Origin of the sequence: Marinobacter manganoxydans MnI7-9, from assembly GCF_000235625.1 — a bacterium.
In the GTDB taxonomy this organism is placed as follows: Bacteria; Pseudomonadota; Gammaproteobacteria; order Pseudomonadales; family Oleiphilaceae; genus Marinobacter; species Marinobacter manganoxydans.
The window spans coordinates 12,804-36,470 of the sequence record NZ_AGTR01000015.1 but is presented as its reverse complement, the minus strand read 5'-3'; the positions used below and the strand labels follow the sequence as shown (position 1 = coordinate 36,470).

22 protein-coding genes are annotated in these 23,667 nt (G+C 55.3%); 18 read left to right on the top strand and 4 right to left on the bottom strand.

The window, feature by feature from the left end:
* Positions 1 to 55: 55 nt before the first annotated feature.
* From rplU to proB, 4 genes are all read left to right on the top strand, one after another.
* Positions 56 to 367, top strand: a complete 312-nt coding sequence (gene rplU, locus KYE_RS04225; RefSeq protein WP_008170744.1) for a 50S ribosomal protein L21 — start codon at positions 56 to 58, stop codon at positions 365 to 367.
* Between the two features lie 36 nt (positions 368 to 403).
* On the top strand, positions 404 to 664 hold the full coding sequence (rpmA, locus tag KYE_RS04220; RefSeq protein WP_008170742.1) for a 50S ribosomal protein L27: 261 nt from the start codon (positions 404 to 406) through the stop codon (positions 662 to 664).
* A gap of 144 nt (positions 665 to 808) precedes the next feature.
* Positions 809 to 2,002, top strand: coding sequence for an Obg family GTPase CgtA (gene cgtA, locus KYE_RS04215; RefSeq protein WP_008170740.1), 1,194 nt, complete (start codon positions 809 to 811; stop codon positions 2,000 to 2,002).
* A 36-nt stretch (positions 2,003 to 2,038) separates the two neighbouring features.
* Entirely contained in the window at positions 2,039 to 3,163 is a 1,125-nt protein-coding gene (gene proB, locus KYE_RS04210; RefSeq protein ID WP_008170737.1) for a glutamate 5-kinase, read from the top strand.
* 61 nt (positions 3,164 to 3,224) lie between these two features.
* Here the strand turns inward: proB and rpsT are convergent, their stop codons facing one another.
* A complete protein-coding gene (gene rpsT, locus KYE_RS04205; protein WP_008170735.1) occupies positions 3,225 to 3,494 on the bottom strand; it encodes a 30S ribosomal protein S20 in 270 nt (89 codons plus the stop codon).
* A 261-nt stretch (positions 3,495 to 3,755) separates the two neighbouring features.
* Here rpsT and murJ point away from each other — a divergent pair, with 261 nt between their 5' ends.
* The 13 genes from murJ (at position 3,756) to KYE_RS04145 (ending at position 18,102) form a co-directional block, all read left to right on the top strand.
* Entirely contained in the window at positions 3,756 to 5,336 is a 1,581-nt protein-coding gene (gene murJ, locus KYE_RS04200) for a murein biosynthesis integral membrane protein MurJ (RefSeq protein WP_081467504.1), read from the top strand.
* 81 nt (positions 5,337 to 5,417) lie between these two features.
* On the top strand, positions 5,418 to 6,389 hold the full coding sequence (gene ribF / locus KYE_RS04195; protein ID WP_008170730.1) for a bifunctional riboflavin kinase/FAD synthetase: 972 nt from the start codon (positions 5,418 to 5,420) through the stop codon (positions 6,387 to 6,389).
* A gap of 74 nt (positions 6,390 to 6,463) precedes the next feature.
* Positions 6,464 to 9,283, top strand: a complete 2,820-nt coding sequence (gene ileS / locus KYE_RS04190; protein WP_008170729.1) for an isoleucine--tRNA ligase — start codon at positions 6,464 to 6,466, stop codon at positions 9,281 to 9,283.
* On the top strand, positions 9,283 to 9,807 hold the full coding sequence (gene lspA / locus KYE_RS04185) for a signal peptidase II (RefSeq protein WP_008170727.1): 525 nt from the start codon (positions 9,283 to 9,285) through the stop codon (positions 9,805 to 9,807). Before ileS ends, lspA begins: the two co-directional genes overlap by 1 nt.
* Before the next feature lie 5 nt (positions 9,808 to 9,812).
* Positions 9,813 to 10,265: an FKBP-type peptidyl-prolyl cis-trans isomerase gene (gene fkpB / locus KYE_RS04180; protein ID WP_008170725.1), complete on the top strand. Its 453-nt coding sequence runs from the start codon at positions 9,813 to 9,815 to the stop codon at positions 10,263 to 10,265.
* Between the two features lie 18 nt (positions 10,266 to 10,283).
* A complete protein-coding gene (gene ispH, locus KYE_RS04175) occupies positions 10,284 to 11,237 on the top strand; it encodes a 4-hydroxy-3-methylbut-2-enyl diphosphate reductase (protein WP_008170723.1) in 954 nt (317 codons plus the stop codon).
* 181 nt (positions 11,238 to 11,418) lie between these two features.
* A complete protein-coding gene (locus tag KYE_RS21010; protein WP_081467503.1) occupies positions 11,419 to 11,895 on the top strand; it encodes a GspH/FimT family pseudopilin in 477 nt (158 codons plus the stop codon).
* Positions 11,811 to 12,290, top strand: a complete 480-nt coding sequence (gene pilV, locus KYE_RS20850; protein ID WP_319795858.1) for a type IV pilus modification protein PilV — start codon at positions 11,811 to 11,813, stop codon at positions 12,288 to 12,290. Before KYE_RS21010 ends, pilV begins: the two co-directional genes overlap by 85 nt.
* A gap of 3 nt (positions 12,291 to 12,293) precedes the next feature.
* A complete protein-coding gene (locus KYE_RS04165) occupies positions 12,294 to 13,346 on the top strand; it encodes a PilW family protein (protein ID WP_008170720.1) in 1,053 nt (350 codons plus the stop codon).
* 10 nt (positions 13,347 to 13,356) lie between these two features.
* Complete coding sequence (locus KYE_RS20845) at positions 13,357 to 13,929, top strand: PilX N-terminal domain-containing pilus assembly protein (RefSeq protein ID WP_008170718.1); 573 nt, start codon at positions 13,357 to 13,359, stop codon at positions 13,927 to 13,929.
* Positions 13,926 to 17,282 carry a pilus assembly protein gene (locus tag KYE_RS04155; protein ID WP_008170716.1) on the top strand — a complete coding sequence of 1,119 codons (3,357 nt, stop codon included), beginning with the start codon at positions 13,926 to 13,928 and terminating at the stop codon, positions 17,280 to 17,282. Before KYE_RS20845 ends, KYE_RS04155 begins: the two co-directional genes overlap by 4 nt.
* A gap of 41 nt (positions 17,283 to 17,323) precedes the next feature.
* On the top strand, positions 17,324 to 17,650 hold the full coding sequence (locus KYE_RS04150; protein ID WP_139043660.1) for a hypothetical protein: 327 nt from the start codon (positions 17,324 to 17,326) through the stop codon (positions 17,648 to 17,650).
* Positions 17,647 to 18,102 carry a type IV pilin protein gene (locus tag KYE_RS04145; protein ID WP_008170711.1) on the top strand — a complete coding sequence of 152 codons (456 nt, stop codon included), beginning with the start codon at positions 17,647 to 17,649 and terminating at the stop codon, positions 18,100 to 18,102. Before KYE_RS04150 ends, KYE_RS04145 begins: the two co-directional genes overlap by 4 nt.
* 1 nt (position 18,103) lies before the next feature.
* Here KYE_RS04145 and KYE_RS21005 read toward each other — a convergent pair whose 3' ends face one another.
* The 3 genes from KYE_RS21005 to KYE_RS04135 form a co-directional block, all read right to left on the bottom strand.
* Positions 18,104 to 18,664: a GspH/FimT family pseudopilin gene (locus KYE_RS21005; RefSeq protein ID WP_081467505.1), complete on the bottom strand. Its 561-nt coding sequence runs from the start codon at positions 18,662 to 18,664 to the stop codon at positions 18,104 to 18,106.
* Positions 18,665 to 18,759: 95 nt separating this feature from the next.
* Entirely contained in the window at positions 18,760 to 20,151 is a 1,392-nt protein-coding gene (locus KYE_RS04140; protein WP_008170709.1) for a sigma-54-dependent transcriptional regulator, read from the bottom strand.
* A gap of 56 nt (positions 20,152 to 20,207) precedes the next feature.
* A complete protein-coding gene (locus tag KYE_RS04135; RefSeq protein ID WP_008170707.1) occupies positions 20,208 to 21,863 on the bottom strand; it encodes a sensor histidine kinase in 1,656 nt (551 codons plus the stop codon).
* 93 nt (positions 21,864 to 21,956) lie between these two features.
* On the opposite strand from KYE_RS04135, the gene KYE_RS04130 reads away from it, so the two are divergent.
* Positions 21,957 to 23,627 (top strand): NAD+ synthase, encoded by a 1,671-nt coding sequence (locus KYE_RS04130; protein WP_008170705.1) that lies wholly within the window; start codon positions 21,957 to 21,959, stop codon positions 23,625 to 23,627.
* Positions 23,628 to 23,667 lie beyond the last annotated feature (40 nt).

Here is a 23,667-nt window from a genome sequence, read left to right as displayed (position 1 = left end):
CCCTTAGAACCAGGTGGATAAGAGCAGGGATGGGTCAATCGTGGAGAACGAGTGAATGTACGCAGTTATTGTTAGCGGTGGCAAGCAGCACCGTGTAAAAGAAGGCGAAACCCTGAAGCTGGAAAAGCTGGAAGTTGAAACCGGCGGTAACGTTGAGTTTGATCGCGTTCTGCTGATCGCCGACGGCGACAAGGTTCAGGTAGGCGCGCCGGTAGTTGATGGTGCCAAAGTGACCGCAGAAGTGGTTAGCCACGGCCGTCATGACAAGGTTCAGATCATCAAGTTCCGTCGTCGTAAGCATCACATGAAGCGTCAGGGCCACCGTCAGTGGTTTACTGAAGTCAAGATCACGGGTATCAAGGGCTGAGGCTCTCGAATTACCCCTTAAATAAGGAGGCTGGTAATGGCTCATAAAAAGGCAGCAGGTAGTACCCGTAACGGTCGCGATTCCGAGTCTAAACGACTTGGTGTGAAGCGCTTTGGCGGCGAGACTGTATCTGCAGGCAGCATCATCATCCGTCAGCGTGGCACTCGTTTCCACGCTGGTAGCAATGTTGGCATTGGCAAGGACCACACCCTGTTTGCGAAAGCAGACGGCCAGGTGAAGTTCGAAACCAAAGGCCCGCAGAGCCGTAAGTTCGTGAGCATCGTTCCGGCTGCGTAAGCAGCGGCGATCCGGTTCTGTCGAACCCTGGGTGGCGCTGATATCCTGATATTATCAGGTGCTCAGAACCATCCGGAGCCCCGCAAAGCTTCCTAGAGGCTGCGGGGCTTTTTAGTTTATGCGCATGGCGCAAAGGGTTGATTCATGAAATTCGTAGACGAAGCCACCATCATTGTGGAAGCCGGCAAGGGCGGTCACGGCTGCCTGAGCTTCCGGCGAGAAAAATACGTTCCCAAGGGTGGCCCCGATGGCGGCGACGGGGGCGATGGTGGTTCCGTATATCTGGAAGCCGAGGAGTCGCTGAACACGCTGATCGACTACCGGTTCCAGCGCAAACACAAGGCCCAGAATGGCGAGCCGGGCTCCGGCCGCAACTGTACCGGCAACAAAGGCGAGGACCTGGTTCTGCCGGTTCCGGTCGGCACCACGGTGGTCGATATGGATACCCATGAGGTCCTGGGAGATCTGACCCACGCCGGCCAGCGCCTCAAGGTGGCCCAGGGCGGGTTTCATGGTCTTGGCAACACCCGTTTCAAATCCTCGGTGAATCGCGCCCCGCGCCAGACTACCAAGGGTTCCGAGGGCGAGTTGCGTAACCTGAGGCTGGAGTTGAAGGTGCTGGCGGACGTGGGTTTGCTGGGCATGCCCAATGCTGGCAAGTCTACCTTTATCCGTTCGGTGTCGGCGGCTCGCCCGAAGGTTGCGGACTATCCGTTTACCACGCTGGTACCCAATCTTGGTGTTGTCAGTGTACAGGCGCACCAGAGTTTCGTGATTGCCGATATCCCGGGTCTGATTGAAGGTGCCGCCGAAGGTGCCGGCCTGGGTATCCGCTTCCTGAAGCATCTCGTGCGCACCCGTCTACTGCTGCACCTTGTGGATGTGGCACCGTACGATGGCTCGTCGCCCGCCGATGCGGTTAGAGCGATCGAGCATGAGCTTGAGAAGTTCAGCGAAACTCTGGCCAACCGTCCGAGATGGCTCGTACTGAACAAGGTCGACATGGTGGCCGAAGAAGATCGCGATGCTCATTGTCAGGCCATTGTCGATGAGCTCGGATGGGAAGGGCCGGTTTTCTGGATCTCTGCGCTCAGTGGCGAGGGCACCAAGTCCCTGGCTCAGGCCGTCATGCGCTGGATCGAAGAGCAGGCTGAGGAAGAGGCCCAGAATCCGGAATTCGCGGAGCGGGAGGCCCAACGTCGCCGGCAGATGGACGACGAAGCTCGCGCCCGTATTGAAGCCGAGCGTCAGGCACGCCGCGCGGCCCGCGAAGAGGACGATGACGACGACTTTGACGATGATGATTACGATGTCGAAGTGGTCTACGCCCCGGAGTAAACCAAGGACTGATACCAGAGAGATCGCTCAAGCACCATGACTGAACGCCTACAGTTGCGCCAGGCCCGTCGCCTGGTTATCAAGATCGGAAGCGCTTTGCTGACCAACGATGGCCGTGGCCTGGATGTGGCGGCCCTGGGTTTGTGGGTGGATCAGATCGCCGAGCTTATTGAAGATGGCGTGGAGGTGGTTGTCGTTTCCTCTGGTTCCGTCGCCGAGGGAATGAGTCGTCTTGGCTGGACTGTCCGGCCAGAGCAGCTCCATGAGTTGCAGGCTGCTGCGGCGGTTGGTCAGATGGGTCTGGTGCAGACCTGGGAGGCCCAGTTCAAACGGCACGATATCCATACCGCCCAGATTCTGTTGACTCATGACGACCTCTCCGACCGCAAGCGCTATCTGAATGGCCGGGGAACCCTCAGGGCCCTGCTGAACCTGGGTGTCGTGCCCATTGTGAACGAAAACGACACTGTGGTTACCGACGAGATCCGGTTTGGCGATAACGACACCCTGGGCGCCCTGGTTGCCAATCTGATTGAGGCGGATGGCCTGATTATCCTCACTGACCAGCTGGGCCTCTTTGACAAGGATCCCAGGAAGCATTCGGATGCCTGTCTGGTGACCGAGCGCAGGGCCGGCGATCGCGAACTGGATGCCATGGCGGGTGGCGGCGCCGGTGTTCTCGGGCGCGGCGGCATGCAGACAAAGTTGCGTGCTGCGCGGCTTGCTGCCCGGTCCGGGGCTTTCACCGTCATTGTTGGTGGTCGCATTGAGGGCGTGATTGGTCGCCTGCGGCAGGGTGATGTAATCGGTACTCTGTTATTGCCGGAGCAGGGCCGGATTGCTGCCCGAAAGCAATGGCTCGCCAGCCACCTGCAGACCCGTGGCAGGCTGACTCTGGATGATGGTGCGGTGAAAGTGCTGTGCCTGGGTGGCCGCAGTCTTCTGCCGGTGGGTGTTAAAGGTGTGTCGGGGCAGTTTCGCCGTGGCGAGATGGTGTCCTGCTTCGACCAGAGTGGTCGTGAAGTCGCCCGGGGGCTGGTTAATTACGACGCCGACGAAGCCAGGGCTATTGCCGGCCGTTCCAGTGACCGGATTACCGAGATCCTTGGCTATATGTCAGGCGAGGAGATGATCCACCGGGACAATCTGGTGATTGTGTGATAATCGCTCGTCCATAAAAAAACCGGCCAGATGGCCGGTTTTTTTGCCTGAATCGAGCTGATTAGGCGCTCTTCAGGGCCTTGATCTTGGCGCTCAGGCGGCTCTTGCTACGAGCAACCTTGTTCTTCGCGAAGATGCCTTTGTTGACCATGCTGTCCAGAATCGGCTGAGCCTGCTGGAAAGCGGCCTGGGCTTCTTCGTAGTTGCCGGCTTCGATCTTGGATTGGATCTTTTTCACATAAGTACGAGCCATGGAGCGCAGGCTTGCATTGTGCTTGCGGTTCTTCTCGTTCTGACGTGCGCGCTTCTTGGCTTGCGGGGAATTTGCCACCGTAAAACTCCTGAAAATCTCAAATTCGTTGCTGAATGATTCGTTACATCGCGGGCGCGCCAAAACCAGCGCGTCGAAATAAATGACGCGGAACTATGCCGCTCAAACCTTCAAATGTCAAGGCTAAAACCCATTTCATGCCCCGACACAGAAGGCCTGTGGTAAACTCGCGGCTCACTGAACGCGGGCTTGACCGGGAAGCAGGTAATTCCCGAAATACGAGCGCCAAAAGGATATTCAGAATGCCAAGCAAGGGCCTGCATGTCGTCGGAACCTGAATCAACGCCTGAACAGAAGCAATTACCCAAGCCGCCAGGACTACTCAGATCGTCGGGGCTCGTCGGTATTATGACCATGCTGTCCCGGGTGCTGGGTCTGGTTCGGGATATGGTCATCGCTCGCTATTTCGGTGCCGGTGCCGGTGCCGATGCTTTTTTTGTGGCTTTCAAGATTCCGAATTTCCTGCGTCGGCTATTTGCGGAAGGCGCCTTCTCCCAGGCTTTTGTGCCTGTCCTGTCATCCTATCGGGAGAATCAGTCGCTCTCGGACGTTCAGCGGCTGGTCAATGCGGTGGCCGGCTCCCTCGGCTTGGTGCTGTTGGGCGTCACGCTGGTGGCCATTCTCGGGGCGCCGGTGCTGACGGCGGTCTTTGCCCCTGGTTTCCTGGATGATGAGGTGAAATTTGCGCTGACCAGCGACATGTTGCGCATCACCTTTCCGTACCTGTTGCTGATATCCCTGACAGCCTTCGCCGGCGGCATCCTCAACAGTTACGATCGCTTTGCGGTACCCGCGTTTACCCCGGTTCTTCTCAATCTGGCGATGATTGCGGCAGCCATCTGGTTGACGCCGCTGATGGATGAGCCGGTGATGGCTCTGGCCTGGGGTGTTTTCATTGCCGGGGCCCTGCAGTTGTTTTTCCAGTTGCCGTTTCTGATGCGATTGGGCCTGCTGCCACGGCCTCGTGTGGATTATCGCCACGAAGGTGTCAGCCGGATTCTCAAGCTGATGGCGCCTGCGCTGTTCGGGGTATCCGTCAGCCAGATCAATCTGCTGTTGGATACGGTTCTGGCGTCCTTTCTCCAGACCGGCAGCGTTTCCTGGTTGTATTACTCCGATCGACTCTCGGAATTGCCCCTCGGCGTGTTCGGGATAGCCATTGCGACGGTTATTCTGCCGAGCCTTTCCCGTAAACACGCAGCGGCGTCAGCGGACCAGTTCGCGGCCACTTTGGATTGGGCGGTTCGGGCGGTCCTGTTGATTGGTCTACCGGCTGCCCTGGCGCTTGCGCTGTTGGCCGAGCCGCTGATTGCCACCCTGTTCCACTATGGCGCCGTTACCGACCGGGATGTGGCCATGTCGGCCCAGAGCTTGCGGGCCTATTCCGCCGGGTTGCTGGCGTTCATGCTCATCAAGGTTCTGGCGCCGGGGTTTTTCGCAAGAGAAGACACCAAAACCCCGGTCAAGATCGGCATCATTGCCATGGTGGCAAACATGGTGTTCAACCTGATTCTCATTTTCCCGCTGGCCCACGCCGGTCTCGCGCTGGCTACCTCAATATCGGCCTGGTTGAATGGCTACCTTCTTTGGCGCGGACTGCGTAAGGAAGGGGCCTGGCAGAGCCAGCCCGGCTGGCCCCGGTTTCTGCTACAGCTGCTATTTGCCAACGGTGCCCTGGCGGCCGTCATTGTCTGGCTCAACGCCCCGGTGTCGGTGTGGCTGGCAAACGAAGGCTATCAGCGTGCAGCGGACATGGCGATGCTGGTAGGGGCGGGTGTCGCCGTGTACTTCGTTGCACTGGCGCTGGCCGGGGTTCGGGTAAGACATTTCCGCCACAGGTAAGGTATAATCGCGCGTTTTCTCACCAGCGTTGCGGTAAAAGTGAGCGCTGAAAGCTAGCTGGCAATTGAAGGTTCGCATTGCATGCGTCTGATCCGGGGCCTGACCAACCTGAAAATGCTTTCCCGTCGGGAGGATTCACCGCTCGCCAACGGGTGTGTCGCCACCATCGGTAACTTCGACGGTGTGCACCTTGGGCACAAGACCATTATTGATCAGGTCAAAAGTAAGGCCAAGGCCCTGGGCGTGCCCTCGGTGGTGATGATTTTCGAGCCCCAACCCCGGGAGTTTTTTCAGGGCAGGGAAGCGCCGCCGAGGCTGATGGGATTTCGTCAGAAGTTCGAGGCCCTGCTGGCGGAAGGCATTGATATTGTGCTGTGCCTGCGCTTCAACCAGGCGTTCCGTAGTTATTCGGCCATGGGCTTTATAGACGATGTTCTGATCCATGGATTGGCGGTTCGTCACCTTGTGGTCGGCGATGATTTCCGTTTTGGCTGTGATCGGGCGGGCGATTTCGCGCTTCTCGAGAAAGTTGGATACGACGCCGGATTTTCCGTCGAGAATACCCTGACAGTAACCGTCGACGGCGAGCGAGTAAGCAGTACACGTGTCAGGGATTTACTCACGGTGAATGGGCTCGAGAAAGCCGAATCGCTGCTGGGCCACCCCTATCGAATCCGGGGGAGGGTCGTGTATGGCCGCCAACTGGGGCGCCAGATTGGTGCGCCAACCGCGAATATTTTGTTACATCGGACACCCGCCCTGCGCGGTGTCTATGTGGTTGCCGCCACCCTTGACGATGGCGCCCGATTCGATGGCGTTGCCAATATTGGTGTGCGTCCGACCGTTGACGGCAAGCGGCCCTCACTGGAAGTGCACCTGTTTGACTTTGCTGGCACACTTTATGGTCAGCACCTGGAGGTTGTGTTCCGGCATGGCCTGCGGGACGAGGAAAAATTCGGTTCTGTGGATGAGCTGAAAGATCAGATTGCCCGGGATTTTGACCAGGCTCGAGCGTGGATTGCCGAAAACGGCTCTGTGAAAAGCGCGGATTGAAACGCCCGGCTGCGCCCCAACGAATAAATGACCGACCCAAACTGACCAAGACCAAAAGAGTACGCACACAAACCATGAGCGACTACAAGCACACCCTGAATCTGCCGGAAACCGCCTTCCCCATGCGCGGCAACCTGGCCAAGCGCGAGCCGGAAATGCTCAAGCGCTGGCAGGATCTCGACGTCTACGGCAACCTGCGCAAGCAGCGTGAAGGGCGGGAAAAGTTCATCCTTCATGATGGCCCTCCTTACGCCAACGGCAGCATTCACATTGGTCACGCGGTCAACAAGATTCTCAAGGACATGATCGTCAAGTCCCGCAGCTTCATGGGCTATGACGCGCCTTACGTGCCGGGCTGGGACTGTCATGGTCTGCCGATCGAGCACAAGGTGGAGCAGGAGATTGGCAAGGCCGGTGTGAAGGTGGATTACAAGACCTTCCGCCAGGCCTGTCGCGACTACGCCACCAAGCAGATTGCCGGTCAGAAAACCGATTTCATTCGCCTGGGCGTGATGGGGGAGTGGGACAAACCCTACCTGACCATGGATCCCAAAGTTGAGGCGGGTATTGTTCGTGCCCTGGGCAAGATTGTCGCCAAGGGCCACCTCGTGCGTGGTTACAAGCCGGTTTACTGGAGTGTGGTGGGTCAGTCCGCACTGGCAGAGGCCGAGGTTGAATACCAGGACAAGACCTCGACCCAGATCGATGTGCGCTTTACCGCGGTTGACCAGGCAAAAGCCCTGTCACTGTTCGGCACCGATAATGGCAATGGCGATGTGTCCGTGGTTATCTGGACCACCACGCCCTGGACCATTCCGGCTAACCAGGCCGTTTCCCTTAATGCCGATCTGGACTATGCATTGGTACAGACCGATGTCGGGCACGGCCCGGAGCGGATGATCCTGGCTGCCGACATGGTCGATGGCATCATGGCCCGCTGGCAGGTTGAGAGCTACGAAGTGCTGGCAACCTGTGCTGGCGCGGCTCTTGAGAATCTGATTCTCCAGCACCCGATCTACGACAAGCAGGTGCCGGTGATCCTGGGTGATCACGTGTCCACCGATGCCGGTACCGGCGCGGTTCATACCGCGCCTGACCACGGTATGGAAGACTTTGAGGTGGGCAAGGCCTACAACATCGGCACTATCAACCTGGTTCAGGCGGATGGCACCTACACTTCGGCCGCCGGTGAGCTGGCCGGTGTACACGTTTACAAGGCCGATGAGCCGGTTTGCAGCGCCCTCGAGCGCGAGGGCAAGCTGGTCCGCTCCGAGAAGTTCCGTCACAGCTATCCCCACTGCTGGCGTACCAAGACCCCGCTGATCTACCGGGCCACACCCCAGTGGTTTATCAGCATGGATAAGGAAAACCTGCGCGCTGATGCCCTTGAAGCGATCCAGGGTGTACGTTGGGTGCCGTCCTGGGGTAAGAACCGTATCGAAGCCATGTTCAACCAGTCGCCGGACTGGTGCATCTCCCGTCAGCGGACCTGGGGCGTGCCCATCACCCTGTTTATCCACAAGGAAACCCAGGAGCTGCACCCGGACACCCAGAACCTGATTGAGCAGGTGGCCCAGCAGATCGAAGAGGGCGGTATCGATGCCTGGTACGAGCTGGATGCGTCGTCCCTGCTGGGTAGTGATGCCGAGCAATACGAGAAGGTAACGGATACCCTGGATGTCTGGTTCGATTCCGGTGTCACCCACGAGTCTGTCCTGCGGGTTCGCGAGGAGCTGGGCCAGTTCCCGGCGGATATGTACCTCGAAGGCTCAGACCAGCACCGTGGCTGGTTCCAGTCGTCCTTGAAAACCTCCATCGCCATGAATGGCGTGGCGCCTTACAGGCAGGTTCTGACCCACGGCTTTACCGTCGATGGCAAGGGCCACAAGATGTCCAAATCCCTGGGCAACGTGATCGCGCCCCAGGAAGTCATGAACGAGCTGGGCGCCGACATCCTGCGCCTGTGGGTGGCCGCAACCGACTACAGCGGCGAAATGACCGTGTCCAAGGACATCCTGCGCCAGACCGCCGATGGTTACCGCCGGATCCGGAACACCTCCCGCTTCCTGCTGAGCAACCTGACCGGATTCGATCCGGAGCAGCACATGGTGGCGTCGGAAGACATGATCGCCCTTGACCGCTGGATGGTGGATCGTGCCCTGCAGTTGCAGGAAGAGCTCCATGAAGACTATGGCAACTACGCCTTCCTGCGGATTTACCAGAAGGTGTACAACTTCTGTGAAGCAACTCTGGGCGGCTTCTATCTGGATATCATCAAGGATCGCCAGTACACCACCCAGGCCGACAGTCTGGCGCGGCGTTCCTGCCAGACGGCCCTGTACCATGTGGCCGAAGCGCTCGTTCGCTGGATTGCCCCGATTCTCAGCTTCACCGCTGATGAAATCTGGCAGCATTTGCCGGGTAAGCGCAGCGATACCGTGTTTTATGAAACCTGGTACGAAGGTCTCACAGCACTGCCGGAAAACGCTGAGCTTGGCCGCGATTACTGGCGCGAGATGTACAGCGTGAAAGAGGCCGTCAACAAGTGCCTGGAGGAAGCCAGGGCACGGGGTGAAATCAAAGGCTCGCTCAGTGCCGAGGTGACTCTGTTCTGCGAAGGCGACCTGGCTGCCGATCTGAAGCACCTGGGTGAGGAGCTGCGGTTTGTTCTGATTACCTCCGAGGCCAGTGTCAAACCGGTTTCAGAAGCGGGCGATGCGGAAATGACCTCCCATGAAGGTCTCCGCGTGAAGGTGACACCCGCCGCTCACACCAAGTGCGAGCGCTGCTGGCACCACCGGGAAGACGTCGGCCGCAATGCCAAGTACGACGACCTCTGTGGTCGCTGTGTGATCAACGTGGAAGGGCCCGGCGAAGCCCGCGCCTACGCCTGATGGACGCGACCATGACAGAGCAGGTCACCGGGAGCAAACTGAAGTGGCTGTGGCTGGCGGTGCTGGTGATCGCTCTGGATCTTGGCACCAAGGCCATGGCCACCGCCATGCTGACCTACGGTGATCCGGTTCCGGTGATGCCGATGTTTAATCTGACGCTGCTTCACAACACTGGAGCAGCGTTCAGTTTTCTGGCTGGCGCGGCCGGCTGGCAGCGCTGGTTCTTCGTAACTTTGGCGCTCGTGGTCAGCGTGGTGCTGATTTACTGGCTAAAAAACCTCCAGCGCCATGAAACCTGGACCGCCATTGCCATCGTACTCATACTCGGCGGCGCCCTGGGCAACGTCTACGATCGGGTGGTGCACGGCTACGTGGTCGATTTCCTGCACTTCTACTGGCAGGACTGGCACTTTCCCGCCTTTAACCTGGCTGACACTGCGATCACCATCGGTGCCGCCATGATGATTCTTGATATGTTCCGCAAACCCGCCGACTCGGACGGGGATGCGAAAAGGAGTGAGTAACTCTTATGAATGAACTGCCTGTCGACAAGGGTACCCGGGTAAAACTGCACTTCGCCCTGAAGTTCCCGGATGGCGAAGTGATTGATTCGACCTTTGAGAAAGAGCCGGCGTCCCTGGAAATCGGCGATGACAACCTGCCGGAGAATTTCGAGGCCTACCTGATGGGTATGAAAGCTGGTGATAAAGGCAGCTTCCAGGTGCCGCCCGAGAAAGCCTTTGGCCAGCACAACCCGAATAACGTACAGACGTTCAAGCGCCATGAGTTCAGCCCCGATATGGTGCTGGAACCCGGCGTAATGATTTCCTTTGCCGACGCGCGCCAGAGCGAGTTGCCCGGTGTTGTCAGCCGTGTAGAAGGTGACGAAGTTGAGGTGGATTTCAATCACCCCCTGGCAGGGCGTACACTGACGTTTGAAGTAGAAATCATCGACGTGGAACCGGCAGGCCCGGCCCACTAACCAGAATAGCAGGTTGATATGCAGATCCGACTCGCCAATCCCCGAGGTTTTTGTGCCGGCGTGGACCGCGCCATTGAAATTGTAAACCGGGCGCTGGACGTGTTCGGAGCGCCTATCTACGTAAGGCATGAGGTTGTCCACAATAAATTTGTGGTGGATAACCTGCGCAACCGCGGCGCCATTTTCGTGGACGAGCTGGATGAAGTTCCAGACGACAAGCTGGTTATCTTCAGCGCCCACGGTGTTTCCCAGGCAGTCCAGAACGAAGCCGCCCGCCGCGGCCTGAAAGTCTTCGATGCCACCTGCCCGCTGGTCACCAAAGTCCACCTGGAAGTCATGCGCTATAGTCGCGATGGTCGGGAATGCGTGCTGATCGGCCACCACGGCCACCCGGAAGTGGAAGGCACCATGGGACAGTACGACCACAGCAATGGCGGTGAAATCTACCTCGTGGAAAACGAGGAGGATGCTGCCAACCTCGAGGTAAAAGACCCCGCAAAGCTCTCCTACGTGACCCAGACCACTCTGTCCATGGACGATACCGCCCGGGTCATCGACGCCCTCCGAGCAAAGTTCCCGGAAATCCAGGGCCCGCGAAAAGATGACATCTGTTACGCCACCCAGAACCGCCAGGACGCCGTGAAGCAGCTGGCTGGCGACTGTGATCTGATGCTGGTGGTTGGCTCGCCGAACAGCTCCAACTCAAATCGCTTGCGCGAGCTGGCCGAGCGCATGGGCACACCAGCCTATCTTATCGACGAGGCCTCCCAGATCGACGCCGCCTGGCTGGAAGGGAAGACCTCGGTTGGCGTGACCGCTGGCGCCTCAGCTCCGGAGGTTCTGGTGAATGATGTAATTACTCGCCTGCGAGAGCTTGGCGGCAGCGTTCCGGAGGAGATTGCCGGGCGTGAGGAGAATATTGTGTTTTCTATGCCAAAAGAGCTTCGGATAGATGTGGTGGAGGTTAGCTAGCCGACTAGTGAAGCGTCTACATCATCGCATATGGCATGAAAAGATGACGTGATTGTGAATTGCGTCATCTTTTCTCAAGTTGATAACCGTTCATCCTACCTTTAATTCCTTTCGTCGCTCTTACCCTAGATAGCCTCTCCTACCCAAGTTACCTTAAGAATAACGAATAGTGGGAACTACTATGCTGATTCACAAACAGCCAGCTGGCTTTACGTTAATAGAACTTCTCATTCTGATCACACTCATCGCAATCGTGGCGACTGTGGCTGTTCCGGGCTTTGGCAGGCTCATAGAGAGCAACAGATTGACGTCGTCAAGCAATGATTTGGTGGGAGCCTTGAACATGGCTCGAGCCGAAGCAGTTCGATTGGGCACTACGGTTTCTGTGGCGCCAAACGGTTCAGACTACTCTGGGGGGGTTTTGATTCAGGCTACCGTTAATGGAGCTTTGCAAACTTTGCGAGAAGTGGAAGGCCCGGGCGACGGTGTAGATATATCGCTTACATCTGGCTCAAATCCCGGTTTTAGAGCTAATGGGCTGGCGACACATACTTCCAATGTGATTTTTAACGTATGTGGCGAGAGTGGAGAGCGTGGTACTCAGGTATCTGTCACTCTTGGTGGTCAGGTCCAATCTACAACGATTACATGTCCGTGAGGGTAGCTCCAGTGAGACGAATCCACAAAGAGTCAGGCTTCTCAATGATCGAAGTGCTTGTCGCATTGTTGGTGCTGGCAATCGGTTTGCTCGGTGTCGCAGGAGTCCAACTGCTGTCTATGCAGCAAACAGCGAATTCAACTCTCCGTTCGGAGGCAACGTTGTATGCGCAAACAGCTGCAGACAGAGTCAGGGCGAATGGTGGAGATGTTCTCGATTCAGCAGATCTCGCTCAACTCGAGGCAAATATGCAGCAGGTTCTTGGTGCCGACAGTGATCTGCAGATTTCCGTAAGTGCAGATGTGGCTCAGATTACGGTTCAGTGGACCGAGAGGGATCCGTTTAGTGATTCTGGCTCGGCTACGCAAACCCTGACAATGAACGCGAGTCTTTAAGCAATGAATTTGAACGTCTCACCATCAAAACAGAGCGGGCTTTCATTAATCGAGTTAATGATTGCCTTACTTTTGGGCACCTTTCTGACAGTGGGTTTGGTTCAGATATTTTCGTCGAACAGCCAGTCCTTCCGGGTAGTGGAGGCAAGTGCCCGGGCTCAGGAATCTGGCCGCTTTGGAGCAGATATTCTTTCGAGGGCCCTGCGAAATGCTGGCTTCTACGGCTGTTTCCCTTTAGAGGGGGTCACAAATAACCTTGATGTTTCCGACTCTGATTATGATCCGGCACTTCATGATTTCCAGTTCCAGGGCATCACGGCTGAAAGTTCGCTGAGACCAACTGACGCTATCGCAGGAACTGACTTTTTCGTAACAATGGGTGTTAGGAGAGCTGGCGCCTCAGTTGCTTCAACGGCTCAGGTGAACTCGGCATCTTTTACAGTAAATGAGCGTGGAGACCTTGAGACTGGCGATATCATCCTGATAACTGACTGTATTAACGGCGATATTTTTGAATTGTCTAATGTTCAAGGCGGAACTGGCGGCGCAACAATTACATTGGTCGCAAATAGTGGCAATGGTGAGCCTGGGAATGACTTTTCAGCCAATTCACCTCCGGGTTGCACTACCACGCAGAACTGTTTGAGCGCTGTGTATGGTGAAGGGTCGGATGTATTTCGGACCTACTCTGAGGCTTACTTTATCGCAACCGGTGCATCAGGAGAGCCTGGCCTCTTTATGAGAGATCGCAACGGGACGACGTTTGAGCTTGTTTCGGGCGTTATTGATATGCGCCTGCGCTTTGGTGAGGGGCAGCCTGCAACTGGAGTCCAGGATTGGAAGCTACCAAGCGATTCAACATTAGATTGGGACAGCGTGCTCGCTGTGGAAGTCAGTCTGCTTGTTCGTGGCGGCGAAGATGAGGTTTTGCAGACCAGATCCAGACTCTGTTACCCCAGTTGGACCGATTGCTCGGGAGTAAAAAACTGGACTGCGCAAGACGACAGGCTCTACAGAGCTTTTAACTTCACTGCCGCGATCCGGAACCGCATCTGAGGTAAATGTTATGCCAAAAAACACACAAAAGGGTGCCGTTCTCCTTGTCTCGCTAGTAATCCTGCTCGTGCTCTCATTGCTGGCAATTTCAGGTATGCAGGGCAGCGTAATGCAGGAGCGGATGGCCTCAGCTCAGCGAGATGGGATGCTGGCACTTGAGATAGCTGAAAGGGCAATGGTTGAAGCTGAAGCGGCTCTGGATGGTTTGGCCGATCTGGACGATTTCGGCTCAACAACCGGGTTTTACGAGTCAGCACCGGGCTCAAGCGCTTCTCCCCCTTCTCCATTCGCAGCAACGACATGGAGCAAAAGCGGGGAAACCGGGGATCCAGTAAATGCAATCGAGGCTTCGGCTGTAAATGGCATTTCAGCTCTTTATTTCTATGACTACAAAGGTAAGGTCACTCTGGATGCTGAAGCGCAATTACCGCGAGATCTGAGCCAGTATGGTGCGGCAGGACCAACCGAGTTTGACTACGCGCGTATCGTTGTTCGAGCTCCCGGGCCATCTGGGACCAGCGCACGCTTGCTGGAAGGCTTCTATATTTTTCAGCCTGGTGGGCTGGCAGGAGGAAACGAATGATTGATTCAAGATGGTTTGTTGGTACGTTGGCTGGGCTTCTCGTTCTTCCAACCGCTGGTTACTCTGCTAGGCCGGATTTTGCTCAAGAGCCGCTTTTTATTGGTAGTGCTGTTGCGCCGAACTTGATGTTCATCATCGATGATTCCGGCTCAATGGAGCGAGAATATATGCCAGATGAGTTGGGCAATGATCTTTGTAATAACCCCTCAAATTGTCCCTGGTATTTTTCAAGTGCAGTGAACACCATATGGTTTGACCCTGATTTGCAATATCTGCCTCCACGAAAAGCCGATGGAACCGGGCGTAAACAGAATAGTCCTTTTACTGGGGCATACTATTATGGTTACGCGGACAACATGACTACGGCGGGAGACGCAAACCTAGAGAATGTCTTCCCGACCTGGCGTAATACATATAACGAGCCAGCATTTTATTACCAGTTGGATGAAAGCTCCGATGCTTGTGTTTCGAGCCCGAAAACAGCCTCTTGCTATACTAAGGTTGTTGTCAAAGATCAATCTGATGAAGAGAGACAAAATTTCGCAAACTGGTTTACCTATTATTCAACAAGAATGTACATGTCGCGCGCCGGAATCGCGGAAGCGTTTTTCGAGCTACCGACCTCTTTCCGCTTAGGGTGGGGAAGAATAAATCGAGGGCAGAATGATATTGACGACGCTTCCGACGTCAGGGCAATTGTTTCAGGTGTTCGCGAATACTCAAATGACCAAAGATCTGCTTTTTTAGGGTGGTTATATGATGTCCCGGCCAGTGGTAACACCCCTCTGAGGCGCGCTCTCGAAGGTGCTGGCCAGTATTTTGAGGAAAGTGAAAGGGCTTGGTCAGACGATCCGAGCAAAGAAGTTTCTGAAACAAATCCCGTCAGAGAGTGTCGGCTCTCATACAGCATCCTGATGTCTGATGGTTACTACAACGGTAGTGATCCGAGTTCTGATGTCTACCAGGCAGATGATGTAAATGGCTCTGCGATAACTAATGAACGAGGCGATTCTTTCGAATACTTGGCAGTGGATCCGTTTAAAGATGGCAGAAATTCCAGAACCCTTGCAGACGTTGCCATGTATTACTGGAAGCGCGACCTGAGAACTGACATTAACAACTATGTGCCTGTATCTGAGAGAAATCCCGCTTTTTGGCAACATATGGTTACGTATACCGTTGGCTTGGGCGTCGCCGGATCGGTGGATCCTGTCGCTGCATTTAAAGCCATTGAAGATGGAACATACTTGAATTGGTGGGGCGGAACCTCTGACGAAGACAAAGTGAACGATATGTTGCATGCCGCGGTTAACGCTCGAGGTGGATTTTTTAGTGCGTCAAACCCCTCGACCTTTGCGAAAGAGCTAAAGGGTACCGTAGGCGATATTACAGCTGAAGCTGGGTCTTCAACGGCTGTTGAGTTTGATGTCTCTTCTTTCCAGGAAGGTGCACTGATATTTTCATCCCAGTTTGATCCAAACGGTTGGACTGGCGACCTCAAAGCCGTTGAGCTTGGAGGAACAGATACCCCCGTAGTGCCCGATATTGAAGATGCGATAGAAGCCGGAAACGGGTGGTCCGCTGGAGACCTACTGGATGAACGTGACATCAGCACCAATGAGCGTGTGATCATCACCTACGGTAATGGTAGCGCAAGCCCCTTTCTTTGGGATGATCTCACCGATGTCCAGAAAAACGACCTCCGTTATGGTGGCGTCACAGATACTGTGGCAGAGCAAAGGTTGAATTTTATTCGCGGCGATCGTTCACTGGAGGACACCACTGAGTTTCGTAAGCGGGGAAGCCGATTAGGATCCATTGTTAATTCCTCCCCCGAGTTTGTGGGTGCTCCACGCGCTATCTGGCCGGACTCGGATCCATTTGGCGAATCCTCCGAGCGTTTCTCTGACTTCGCGGAAACCAACAAAGATCGTTCACCTGTTGTTTACGTGGGCTCTAATGATGGAATGCTCCATGGTTTCTCGGCGACGAAGAGCGGTGGGCAGGAAGTTCTGGCATATATCCCTGAGTTTGTTTACAACTCTACGGCTGACAATGCAGGACTTCATTTTCTCACGGACCCTGCCTATCAGCATCGGTACTACGTTGATTTGGAGATCAGGCAGCAGGATATCTATACCAAAGGAAAGCGAGCAAATGGCAACCTCACTAACGATACGGCGTGGAGAAGTGTCATTGTTGGCGGCGGAAGAGCTGGCGCAAAAGGAATTTTCGCTCTTGATGTAACGGATCCTTCTAGCTTCTCAGAGTCGAATGCAGAAAGTATAGTTCTTTGGGAGTTTACTGCGGGCAACGACAACAAACTTGGCTATGTTACGCAGGCCCCGATCATCGGTATGGCCAAATGGGGAAGTTCAGATATTCGCTGGACCGCCTTCGTATCTAACGGATACAACTCTACCGAAGATTCAACCGGGTTTTTCATGTTGGATATCGAGGGGGGTATGGATGGAACTTGGGAGAGCGATGAAGTCCGGTATGTCGAATTCGATTCGGATGGTGATGGCCTATCTCCTCTCAGTGCTTTCGATACCACTGGTGACTATCTGATTGACCGGATCTACGCAGGGGATCTTGATGGCAAGCTCTGGGTAGCTGATGGCACAAATGGTTCCTGGGGGACTGCATATTCCAACGCCTCGGGTCCACAGCCGCTTTTCACAGCAGCATCCAATCAGCCAATTACGGCTGCGCCTGTGGCGGCTGCAAACAAAGACGCAGTCCGTGCAGGTAATGAACCGAATCTGCTGATATTTTTCGGAACCGGCCAATACCTAGAAAGTGACGATGTAACCTCGACAAATACACAGTCAGTTTACGGGTTATGGGATAAGGGTGTAGCTGGTCTTACACGGTCAACACTCGAGCCTAGAACTCTTGACGAGGCTACCCTTGCTCTGGAGGGGGAGGCGACCGCAGAGGTTCGCTACTCAAATGGGGACGCCCTTGATTTTTCCGAGATTAATGGCTGGTATGCTGACTTGGATATTAGTGGCGAGAGGGCTGTCGTTAGCCCGCAGGTTAGAGGGGAGTTTCTGTATTTGAACACAATTATTCCGGACCAAAATCCTTGCTTGGGTGGCGGGGCGGGCTGGATTCTTGCGTTCGGTCTGGACGGCAGAACTCCAGAGTCCAGAGCTTTTCTTGACTTCAGTCAGATCGTGACAGGCTACAAGATAAATTCAATGCCAAACCAGTCTACAATTCTTGGAAATTTCAGATTTACGCCGGGTAGCGACGGTGACGAACCTGTCGACGTTGTAGAAATTCCTCCATTGAGTGGCGCAGTTACGAATGCTGGTCGTCGTGGCTGGAATGAGTTGGTTGAGTGAACGCCATAGTTTGTTTGGGTCTGGACTCTAAGGGGATTTTCATGAATAAGGCTTTCGGTTTGATTTTTTTGCTCGCCATGACTGTTTCCTCAGCCATGGCTATCGCCCAAACGTCGCCAAAAACTGGTTTAAATACAACGTTGGAGGCGCAGCAGGTTATTGTCAATTCAATCTACCCGACCGAAGGTAGGTTGGTTATCGACGACCAGGAAATGTTCGTTAAGCGGGAAGTGATAATGAACGGGCAATCGATTTCAGGTCAAGCTGCGTTGGAAATTCTTCGTGAAGGTCAAAAATTAAAGTCAATGAAGTATGAGAGGTCTGGTAGCGAATTGGAACGGATTCTGATTGAGGTGGATACCCTATGAGTCATTCGCTGGGTACAACTAAAGAGGGCGCCAACCGACAGCAAAATCTTGGTTTCACTCTTATCGAGTTAATGATCGTAGTGGCGATCATTGGGATTATTGCAGCGATCGCATATCCTTCCTATCAGAACCAGGTAAGAGAAACTCGACGGACAGCGACTCAAGCCGATTTAATGGAATTGGCCCAATGGATGGAACGTCAATACTCCGCAAATTTCAGTTACCTTGATGCTTCCGGAAATGCCCCAACGCTGCCGTTTACGCAGTCTCCTCGGAGTGGGACTGCATTTTACACCATAGGTTTTAATGGGTCGGTCACTGCGAACACCTATTCTCTTCAGGCAGCGCCTTCGGGTGATCAGGCGAACGATGATTGTGGCACACTCAGAATCTCGAACACCGGAGCGAAGACTGCAGTGAAAGATGGCAGTACCGTTGCGGGCTGCTGGTGATTCAGCAGCGCACGGGCTTTCCCTTCGCGTCGTCGACCACGCCGTCTCCGTTGCTGTCTGTGGCGGTTCTTATTCGTCCACTCCGGCTTATGATCAGCTGGCCTGCCAGAGAGGCTTCTCCTGAATCTGGGCACCAGGTGATGTTTCCCAAATCGCTGTATATAAAACCATCTGGTCTGAATTGGAAATAGCTTCTCGACAGTGACCTCACGATAAAATTTCCAAATTTAGGGGGAGGCAAAACCGCATTGACTTTGGTGCCTTGAAGGAGAGTCCGTTGATTACCTGGGTCTGCAAACATTGAAACAGGCCCGTTCCAATTTCGGCCGCACTTACCGTCAGGTTCCGTAGGGCATACGGTTACGATCTGCCCTGTCATAACTGAATGTCGTCTGGCTAAGGCTAGAAACTGACGAAGCTCAGAGATGGCAGCTGTTCGTTGGCTATTTTGTATAAGTTCATTGAAAGAAGGCACAGCTTTCGTTGCTAAAAGCGCTAAAAGCGATATAACAACCAATAATTCCACCAAAGTTAAGCCTTTGGAAGAGGAGGTGGTTCTCATCCTTGAATCTCCTACTAGCCATCCAGTCCTTGATGGCAGTCAAGCTAAGTTTTATCTACCGTAGTCCTTACGGCAAAGAGAAGGTTAATACATTTTTATTCCATTCCCAACTTCTTCAACCTATACCGCAATGCTCGAAAGCTAATCCCCAATCGTTTCGCTGCCGCCGTCTTGTTCCACCGAGTTGCCTCAAGCGCCTTCTCAATGGCTTGCCGCTCGATGCCTTCCAGATATCCTTCGAGATCGATTTCACCATCGGGTACTGCTGCAATGCCATCTTCCCCGTTTGCTTGCCCTTCAGCAATGATCTGCGAGGCCGAAGCTGCATGCTGAACACCATTCCCCAGATGCAGATCATCAGCATCGATCTGATCGGCGTCGCACAGGGTAAAAGCCCGCTCCAAGACGTTTTCCAGTTCCCGGACATTGCCCGGAAAGTCATAGCCTCGCAGTCTGTCCACGGCCGCTGGCGTTAACGAGGCAGGGTCACACTCATACTCTTTCGCAATCCGTTCAAGAATGTGATTCGAAAGCAGAGAAATATCATCCGGCCGCTCTCTCAGGGGTGGTACTGCGAGTTCGATCACGTTAATCCGGTAGAAAAGATCCTGACGAAAGCTGCCTTCCTGGACCAGCTCCGGCAGATTCTTGTGGGTGGCGCTCAGTACCCGAATGTCGACGGGCACTTCCTTGGTGTCCCCGACGGGCCGAACGGCTTTTTCCTGTATGGCGCGGAGCAGTTTCACCTGCATGGCCAGGGGCAGGTCTGCCACTTCATCAAGGAATAGGGTACCTCCGTTGGCAGAGCGGAACAGGCCGTCTTTGTTCTCCACGGCCCCGGTAAAGCTGCCTTTCTTGTGGCCGAAGAATTCGCTTTCCATCAGTTCCGAGGGAATCGCACCGCAGTTAACCGCGATGAACGGTCCTTCGCGGCGGGGTCCCTGGAGGTGGATCATTCGGGCCACCAGCTCTTTACCACTGCCAGATTCGCCACTGATAAACACGGGGGCCTGGCTTCGGGCCAGTTTTCGGGTCTGGTTCCGGAGTTTTCGAATCTCTGGTGATTTGCCGAGTAGCAGGCCTGGCTCGTCGGCTGTATCTTCCGCGTCTGCCTTGGGCTCAGATAGCTTGAGGGCGCTATTGACCAGTTCCCTTAGTCGGGGCAGCTCCACCGGTTTGGACACGAAATCAAAAGCCCCGGCTTTGAGCGATTCAATCGCGGTGTCCATGTTGCCGTACGCTGTGATCAAGGCAACAGGCGTGGCCGGAGAGTGTTTCTGAATCCACTGGACCAGTTCAATGCCATTACCGTCTGGCAGGTTCATGTCGGTCAGGCAGAGGTGGGTGGCGTTCTGTTCCAGCAATTTCCGGGCGCTGGTGAGGTCGGGTGCCGTGAGGGTTGATATTCCCATCCGGGTGAGGGTGATCTCGAGTAACTCCCGGATGTCCGGTTCATCATCAACAATCAGCGCTGTGTATGTGGTCATCTTGTGTCGTCGGTTCCATGTCGTTGTTCAAGCGCCCGATATCCGCCGGCGCAGGCTCAGATCATTCGCCTCGGGTGAGCAAATGTAATGCGAAAACAGCAGCCGGGCTTGTTGTCTTCTACCAGGGAAAGATGCGCCTGATTAGCCTCGCACAGTTCCCTGGCCAGATAAAGCCCGAGCCCGGTCCCGGTCTTGTCTGTGGTGAAAAACGGTTCGAACACTGAGTTTCTGTTTTCCGGCGCAATGCCGGGGCCCAGGTCCCGCACATCGATATAGGCCCGCTCGCCATCCTCGGTTGCCCCGGCGTGTATTCCGATCTTTTGCTGGCCCGAGTGCTGCTGACTGTAGCGTAAACCGTTGTCGCAAAGGTTCACCATCACCTGCTCAATCTGGCTTTTGTCGAACCGCGCTGGCGGTAGTTGCGGATCGATTTTCAGAACAATGTTGGCTGTGGTGCAGTCCTCGTCCTGCGTTTGCAGGAAATCTTCCCGAAATTCCTGGAGCCAGGGTGCGACTTCGATCAGATCTGCATTGGCGGCCCGGCGTCTTGAAAGATCAAGAACGTTTTCGATAATCCCGTTCACCCGGCGGGAGTGTCGCTGGATGATCGCCAGCATCTGGCGGTCGCCGGCTTCCAGGTTCGGTGCTTCTTCCATAAGTTGGGCCGCGTGGCTGATTGCGCCCAGCGGATTGCGGATTTCGTGAGCAATGCCGGCTGTGAGTCGGCCCAGCGATGCCAGCTTCATCTGCTGGGCCTGCTGGGTGACTTTGCTCATGTCTTCAATGAACACGAGGATCTGGTCACCCCGTTCCTGATCCAGTTGGGTGAAATTGGCCTGCAGTAGCGGCGATGTGGGTGAGGGCTGGAACGGCTCAATGCGCTGGGTCGGGTCCTTCAGCCATGCGTCCAGGCCCTGCTTTAGCGGTTTGGGCAACACGGTTGCGCGCTCCTGAATCGGAACCGAGGTCTTTGGCGCACCATATAAAAGCTCCTCGGCGGCAGCGTTGGCAAGACGGATCTGGCCGAAACGGTCCAGCACCAGAATGCCGGTACGCATGCGCTGGATAATCTGCTGGTTGATCTTCTCCAGCTCGGCAATACTGCGTGCGCGGCTGCTTGCCAGAGCCTCGCTGCGCATCATCCGGCGGGAAATGCTCTGTAGGACGAAAGCCGCAGCAAAGTAAAGGATGCCCAGTGAGCCGGCCCGGACAATATCGTCGGCGGACTCGCCCAGAGCCAGAACTGCCCAGCCAGAGATCCCCAGGGAGCAGATTGCGGCCAAAGCGGCATAGAAGGTGCCCATGCGGCTTGGGGTCAGGATATTGCCCGCCGCAACAGACACAATCACCAGGTTGGCCAGGCCGTTGGTAATGCCTGTACTGGCAAGCAGCAGGCCGTGCATGATCAGGATATCCACCAGGATGGAAAGCGTAATGTGGCGCTGGCTGGGGTGAAAGCCCGCCACCAGGAGCAGGGCAATGAAGGCATTGAGACCAAGGTAAGCGGAGACGCCTGCCTGGTAGTAATCCAGCAGCCGGAAACGCATGTCAAAGTTGACTGGGTCCACGAATAACAGCGCCACCAGCATCAGGCTCACCACCAGGCGGTAGTGGTTGTAGATCCTGAATAGCTTTGCCTGCTGCACACCGGACGGTGTTGAAGGGGGTTGGCCGAGCGTTTCGGCCGACTGTGCTGGTGTATCTGCTGCCATGATTTACAGGAATCCGCTGTTGGTCGGAAGAAATCCACGCCTATGCGGGGTTATAATAGCCTTTTCATGGCAATGAGTTACAGGAGCCGATTTATGTCCGTGTCCGGAAACCAGGCAGCGACCGGGGTGTCTGCCAGAAAACTGCGGGTGGTGATGGCCCAGCTGGATTTTCTGGTGGGAGACATACCCGGCAATACCGAGCTCGTCCTGGAGGCTACCCGCCGGGCATCGTCCGAGCATCAGGCAGACATCGTGGTTTTCCCGGAGCTTTGCCTGACCGGCTATCCGCCGGAGGATCTGCTGTTGCGCCCGAGCCTGGAGGTACGGGTCAACGAAGCGCTGGAAAGGTTGCAGGCGGAACGGCTGGACCCGGTGATCGTTATCGGTGCTCCCCTTCGTCATGGCCCGCTGTTGTATAACGCGGCGGTGGTGATTGATGGTGGCGAAATTACCGGCCGGTATTTCAAGCGCTTCCCGCCCAACTACCAGGTGTTTGACGAGAAGCGTTACTTTGCCGAAGGCCAGGATGTTCTGACTCTGGATATCCGCGGCGTTCCCGTAGGTATCACCGTGTGTGAAGATCTCTGGAAGGAGGGCCCGGTAGAAGACTGTGCGGCCGCAGGCGCCCGTCTGATTCTGAATCTCAATGCGTCACCCTACGATATCGACAAGCAGGCACGTCGCAAGGCCCTGTTGGAGAGAAAGTCCCGGGAGAATCTGGTCAGTATCGTTTATGTGAATCTGGTGGGCGGTCAGGACGAGCTGGTTTTTGACGGTGGCTCCATGGTGTTTGACCATTCCGGTGTGCTGACTGCAGAGGCCCCTCAGTTTGGTGAAGGATTATATCCGGTCGACTTTCTGTGCGAACACCACTGTCAGTCGGTATCCCAGGCGTTGCCGGAAGAGCCGACATTGGAGGCTAATGTCTACAGCGCCCTGGTGACCGGTGTACGGGATTACGTAAACAAGAACGGATTCAAATCGGTGGTTCTAGGGCTTTCAGGCGGTATCGACTCGGCAGTGACTCTGGCGGTTGCCGTCGATGCACTGGGCAAGGATCGGGTTCGGGCGGTGATGATGCCGTTCCGTTACACCTCCAGCATGAGCCTTGAGGATGCCGAGGCTGAAGCCGTTGCCCTGGGCGTGCAGTATGATGTGTTTTCCATTGAACCCATGTACGACGCCTTCATGGAAACTCTGGCAGCGCCTTTTGAGGGCACCAAACCGGATACAACCGAGGAAAACCTGCAGGCGCGTCTCCGGGGTGTTCTGCTGATGTCGCTTTCCAACAAGTTTGGTTCCCTGGTGCTGACCACTGGTAACAAGAGCGAGATGGCGGTGGGCTATTCAACGCTTTATGGCGATATGGCTGGCGGCTTTGATGTGCTCAAGGATGTGCCCAAAACCCTGGTATTCCGCCTGGCCAAATACCGCAACACGCTTTCGGAGGGAGAAGTGATCCCCGAGCGTGTGATCACCCGGCCGCCATCGGCAGAACTGGCGCCGGACCAGAAAGATGAAGACAGCCTGCCCGGTTACGATGTACTGGATCAGATTTTGAATCTGTATGTAGAGCGGGATTTCAGTGCCGATGCGATCGTTGCGGAAGGTTTCGAGCGAGTCGACGTTGAGCGGGTTATTCGTCTTGTAGATATCAACGAATACAAACGTCGGCAGGCGCCGATTGGTGTTCGAATTACCGAGCGAGGATTTGGCAAGGACCGGCGTTATCCGATCACCAACGGCTGGAAGAGTGGCAAATAGTTGAAGTATTCGGGGTCAGATGAACTTTTCATCTGGCCCC

Coding starts and splice junctions, on each gene's coding strand:
- rpmA (WP_008170742.1), top strand. CDS start 404: ATGGCTCATAAAAAGGCAGCAGGTAGTACCCGTAACGGTCGCGATTCC.
- murJ (WP_081467504.1), top strand. CDS start 3,756: ATGTCGTCGGAACCTGAATCAACGCCTGAACAGAAGCAATTACCCAAG.
- KYE_RS21010 (WP_081467503.1), top strand. CDS start 11,419: ATGCTGATTCACAAACAGCCAGCTGGCTTTACGTTAATAGAACTTCTC.
- cgtA (WP_008170740.1), top strand. CDS start 809: ATGAAATTCGTAGACGAAGCCACCATCATTGTGGAAGCCGGCAAGGGC.
- KYE_RS04150 (WP_139043660.1), top strand. CDS start 17,324: ATGAATAAGGCTTTCGGTTTGATTTTTTTGCTCGCCATGACTGTTTCC.
- pilV (WP_319795858.1), top strand. CDS start 11,811: ATGTGGCGAGAGTGGAGAGCGTGGTACTCAGGTATCTGTCACTCTTGG.
- KYE_RS20845 (WP_008170718.1), top strand. CDS start 13,357: ATGCCAAAAAACACACAAAAGGGTGCCGTTCTCCTTGTCTCGCTAGTA.
- KYE_RS04155 (WP_008170716.1), top strand. CDS start 13,926: ATGATTGATTCAAGATGGTTTGTTGGTACGTTGGCTGGGCTTCTCGTT.
- KYE_RS21005 (WP_081467505.1), bottom strand. CDS start 18,664: ATGAGAACCACCTCCTCTTCCAAAGGCTTAACTTTGGTGGAATTATTG.
- proB (WP_008170737.1), top strand. CDS start 2,039: ATGACTGAACGCCTACAGTTGCGCCAGGCCCGTCGCCTGGTTATCAAG.
- KYE_RS04165 (WP_008170720.1), top strand. CDS start 12,294: ATGAATTTGAACGTCTCACCATCAAAACAGAGCGGGCTTTCATTAATC.
- fkpB (WP_008170725.1), top strand. CDS start 9,813: ATGAATGAACTGCCTGTCGACAAGGGTACCCGGGTAAAACTGCACTTC.
- ribF (WP_008170730.1), top strand. CDS start 5,418: ATGCGTCTGATCCGGGGCCTGACCAACCTGAAAATGCTTTCCCGTCGG.
- rplU (WP_008170744.1), top strand. CDS start 56: ATGTACGCAGTTATTGTTAGCGGTGGCAAGCAGCACCGTGTAAAAGAA.
- KYE_RS04135 (WP_008170707.1), bottom strand. CDS start 21,863: ATGGCAGCAGATACACCAGCACAGTCGGCCGAAACGCTCGGCCAACCC.
- KYE_RS04145 (WP_008170711.1), top strand. CDS start 17,647: ATGAGTCATTCGCTGGGTACAACTAAAGAGGGCGCCAACCGACAGCAA.
- lspA (WP_008170727.1), top strand. CDS start 9,283: ATGGACGCGACCATGACAGAGCAGGTCACCGGGAGCAAACTGAAGTGG.
- ispH (WP_008170723.1), top strand. CDS start 10,284: ATGCAGATCCGACTCGCCAATCCCCGAGGTTTTTGTGCCGGCGTGGAC.
- KYE_RS04140 (WP_008170709.1), bottom strand. CDS start 20,151: ATGACCACATACACAGCGCTGATTGTTGATGATGAACCGGACATCCGG.
- KYE_RS04130 (WP_008170705.1), top strand. CDS start 21,957: ATGTCCGTGTCCGGAAACCAGGCAGCGACCGGGGTGTCTGCCAGAAAA.
- ileS (WP_008170729.1), top strand. CDS start 6,464: ATGAGCGACTACAAGCACACCCTGAATCTGCCGGAAACCGCCTTCCCC.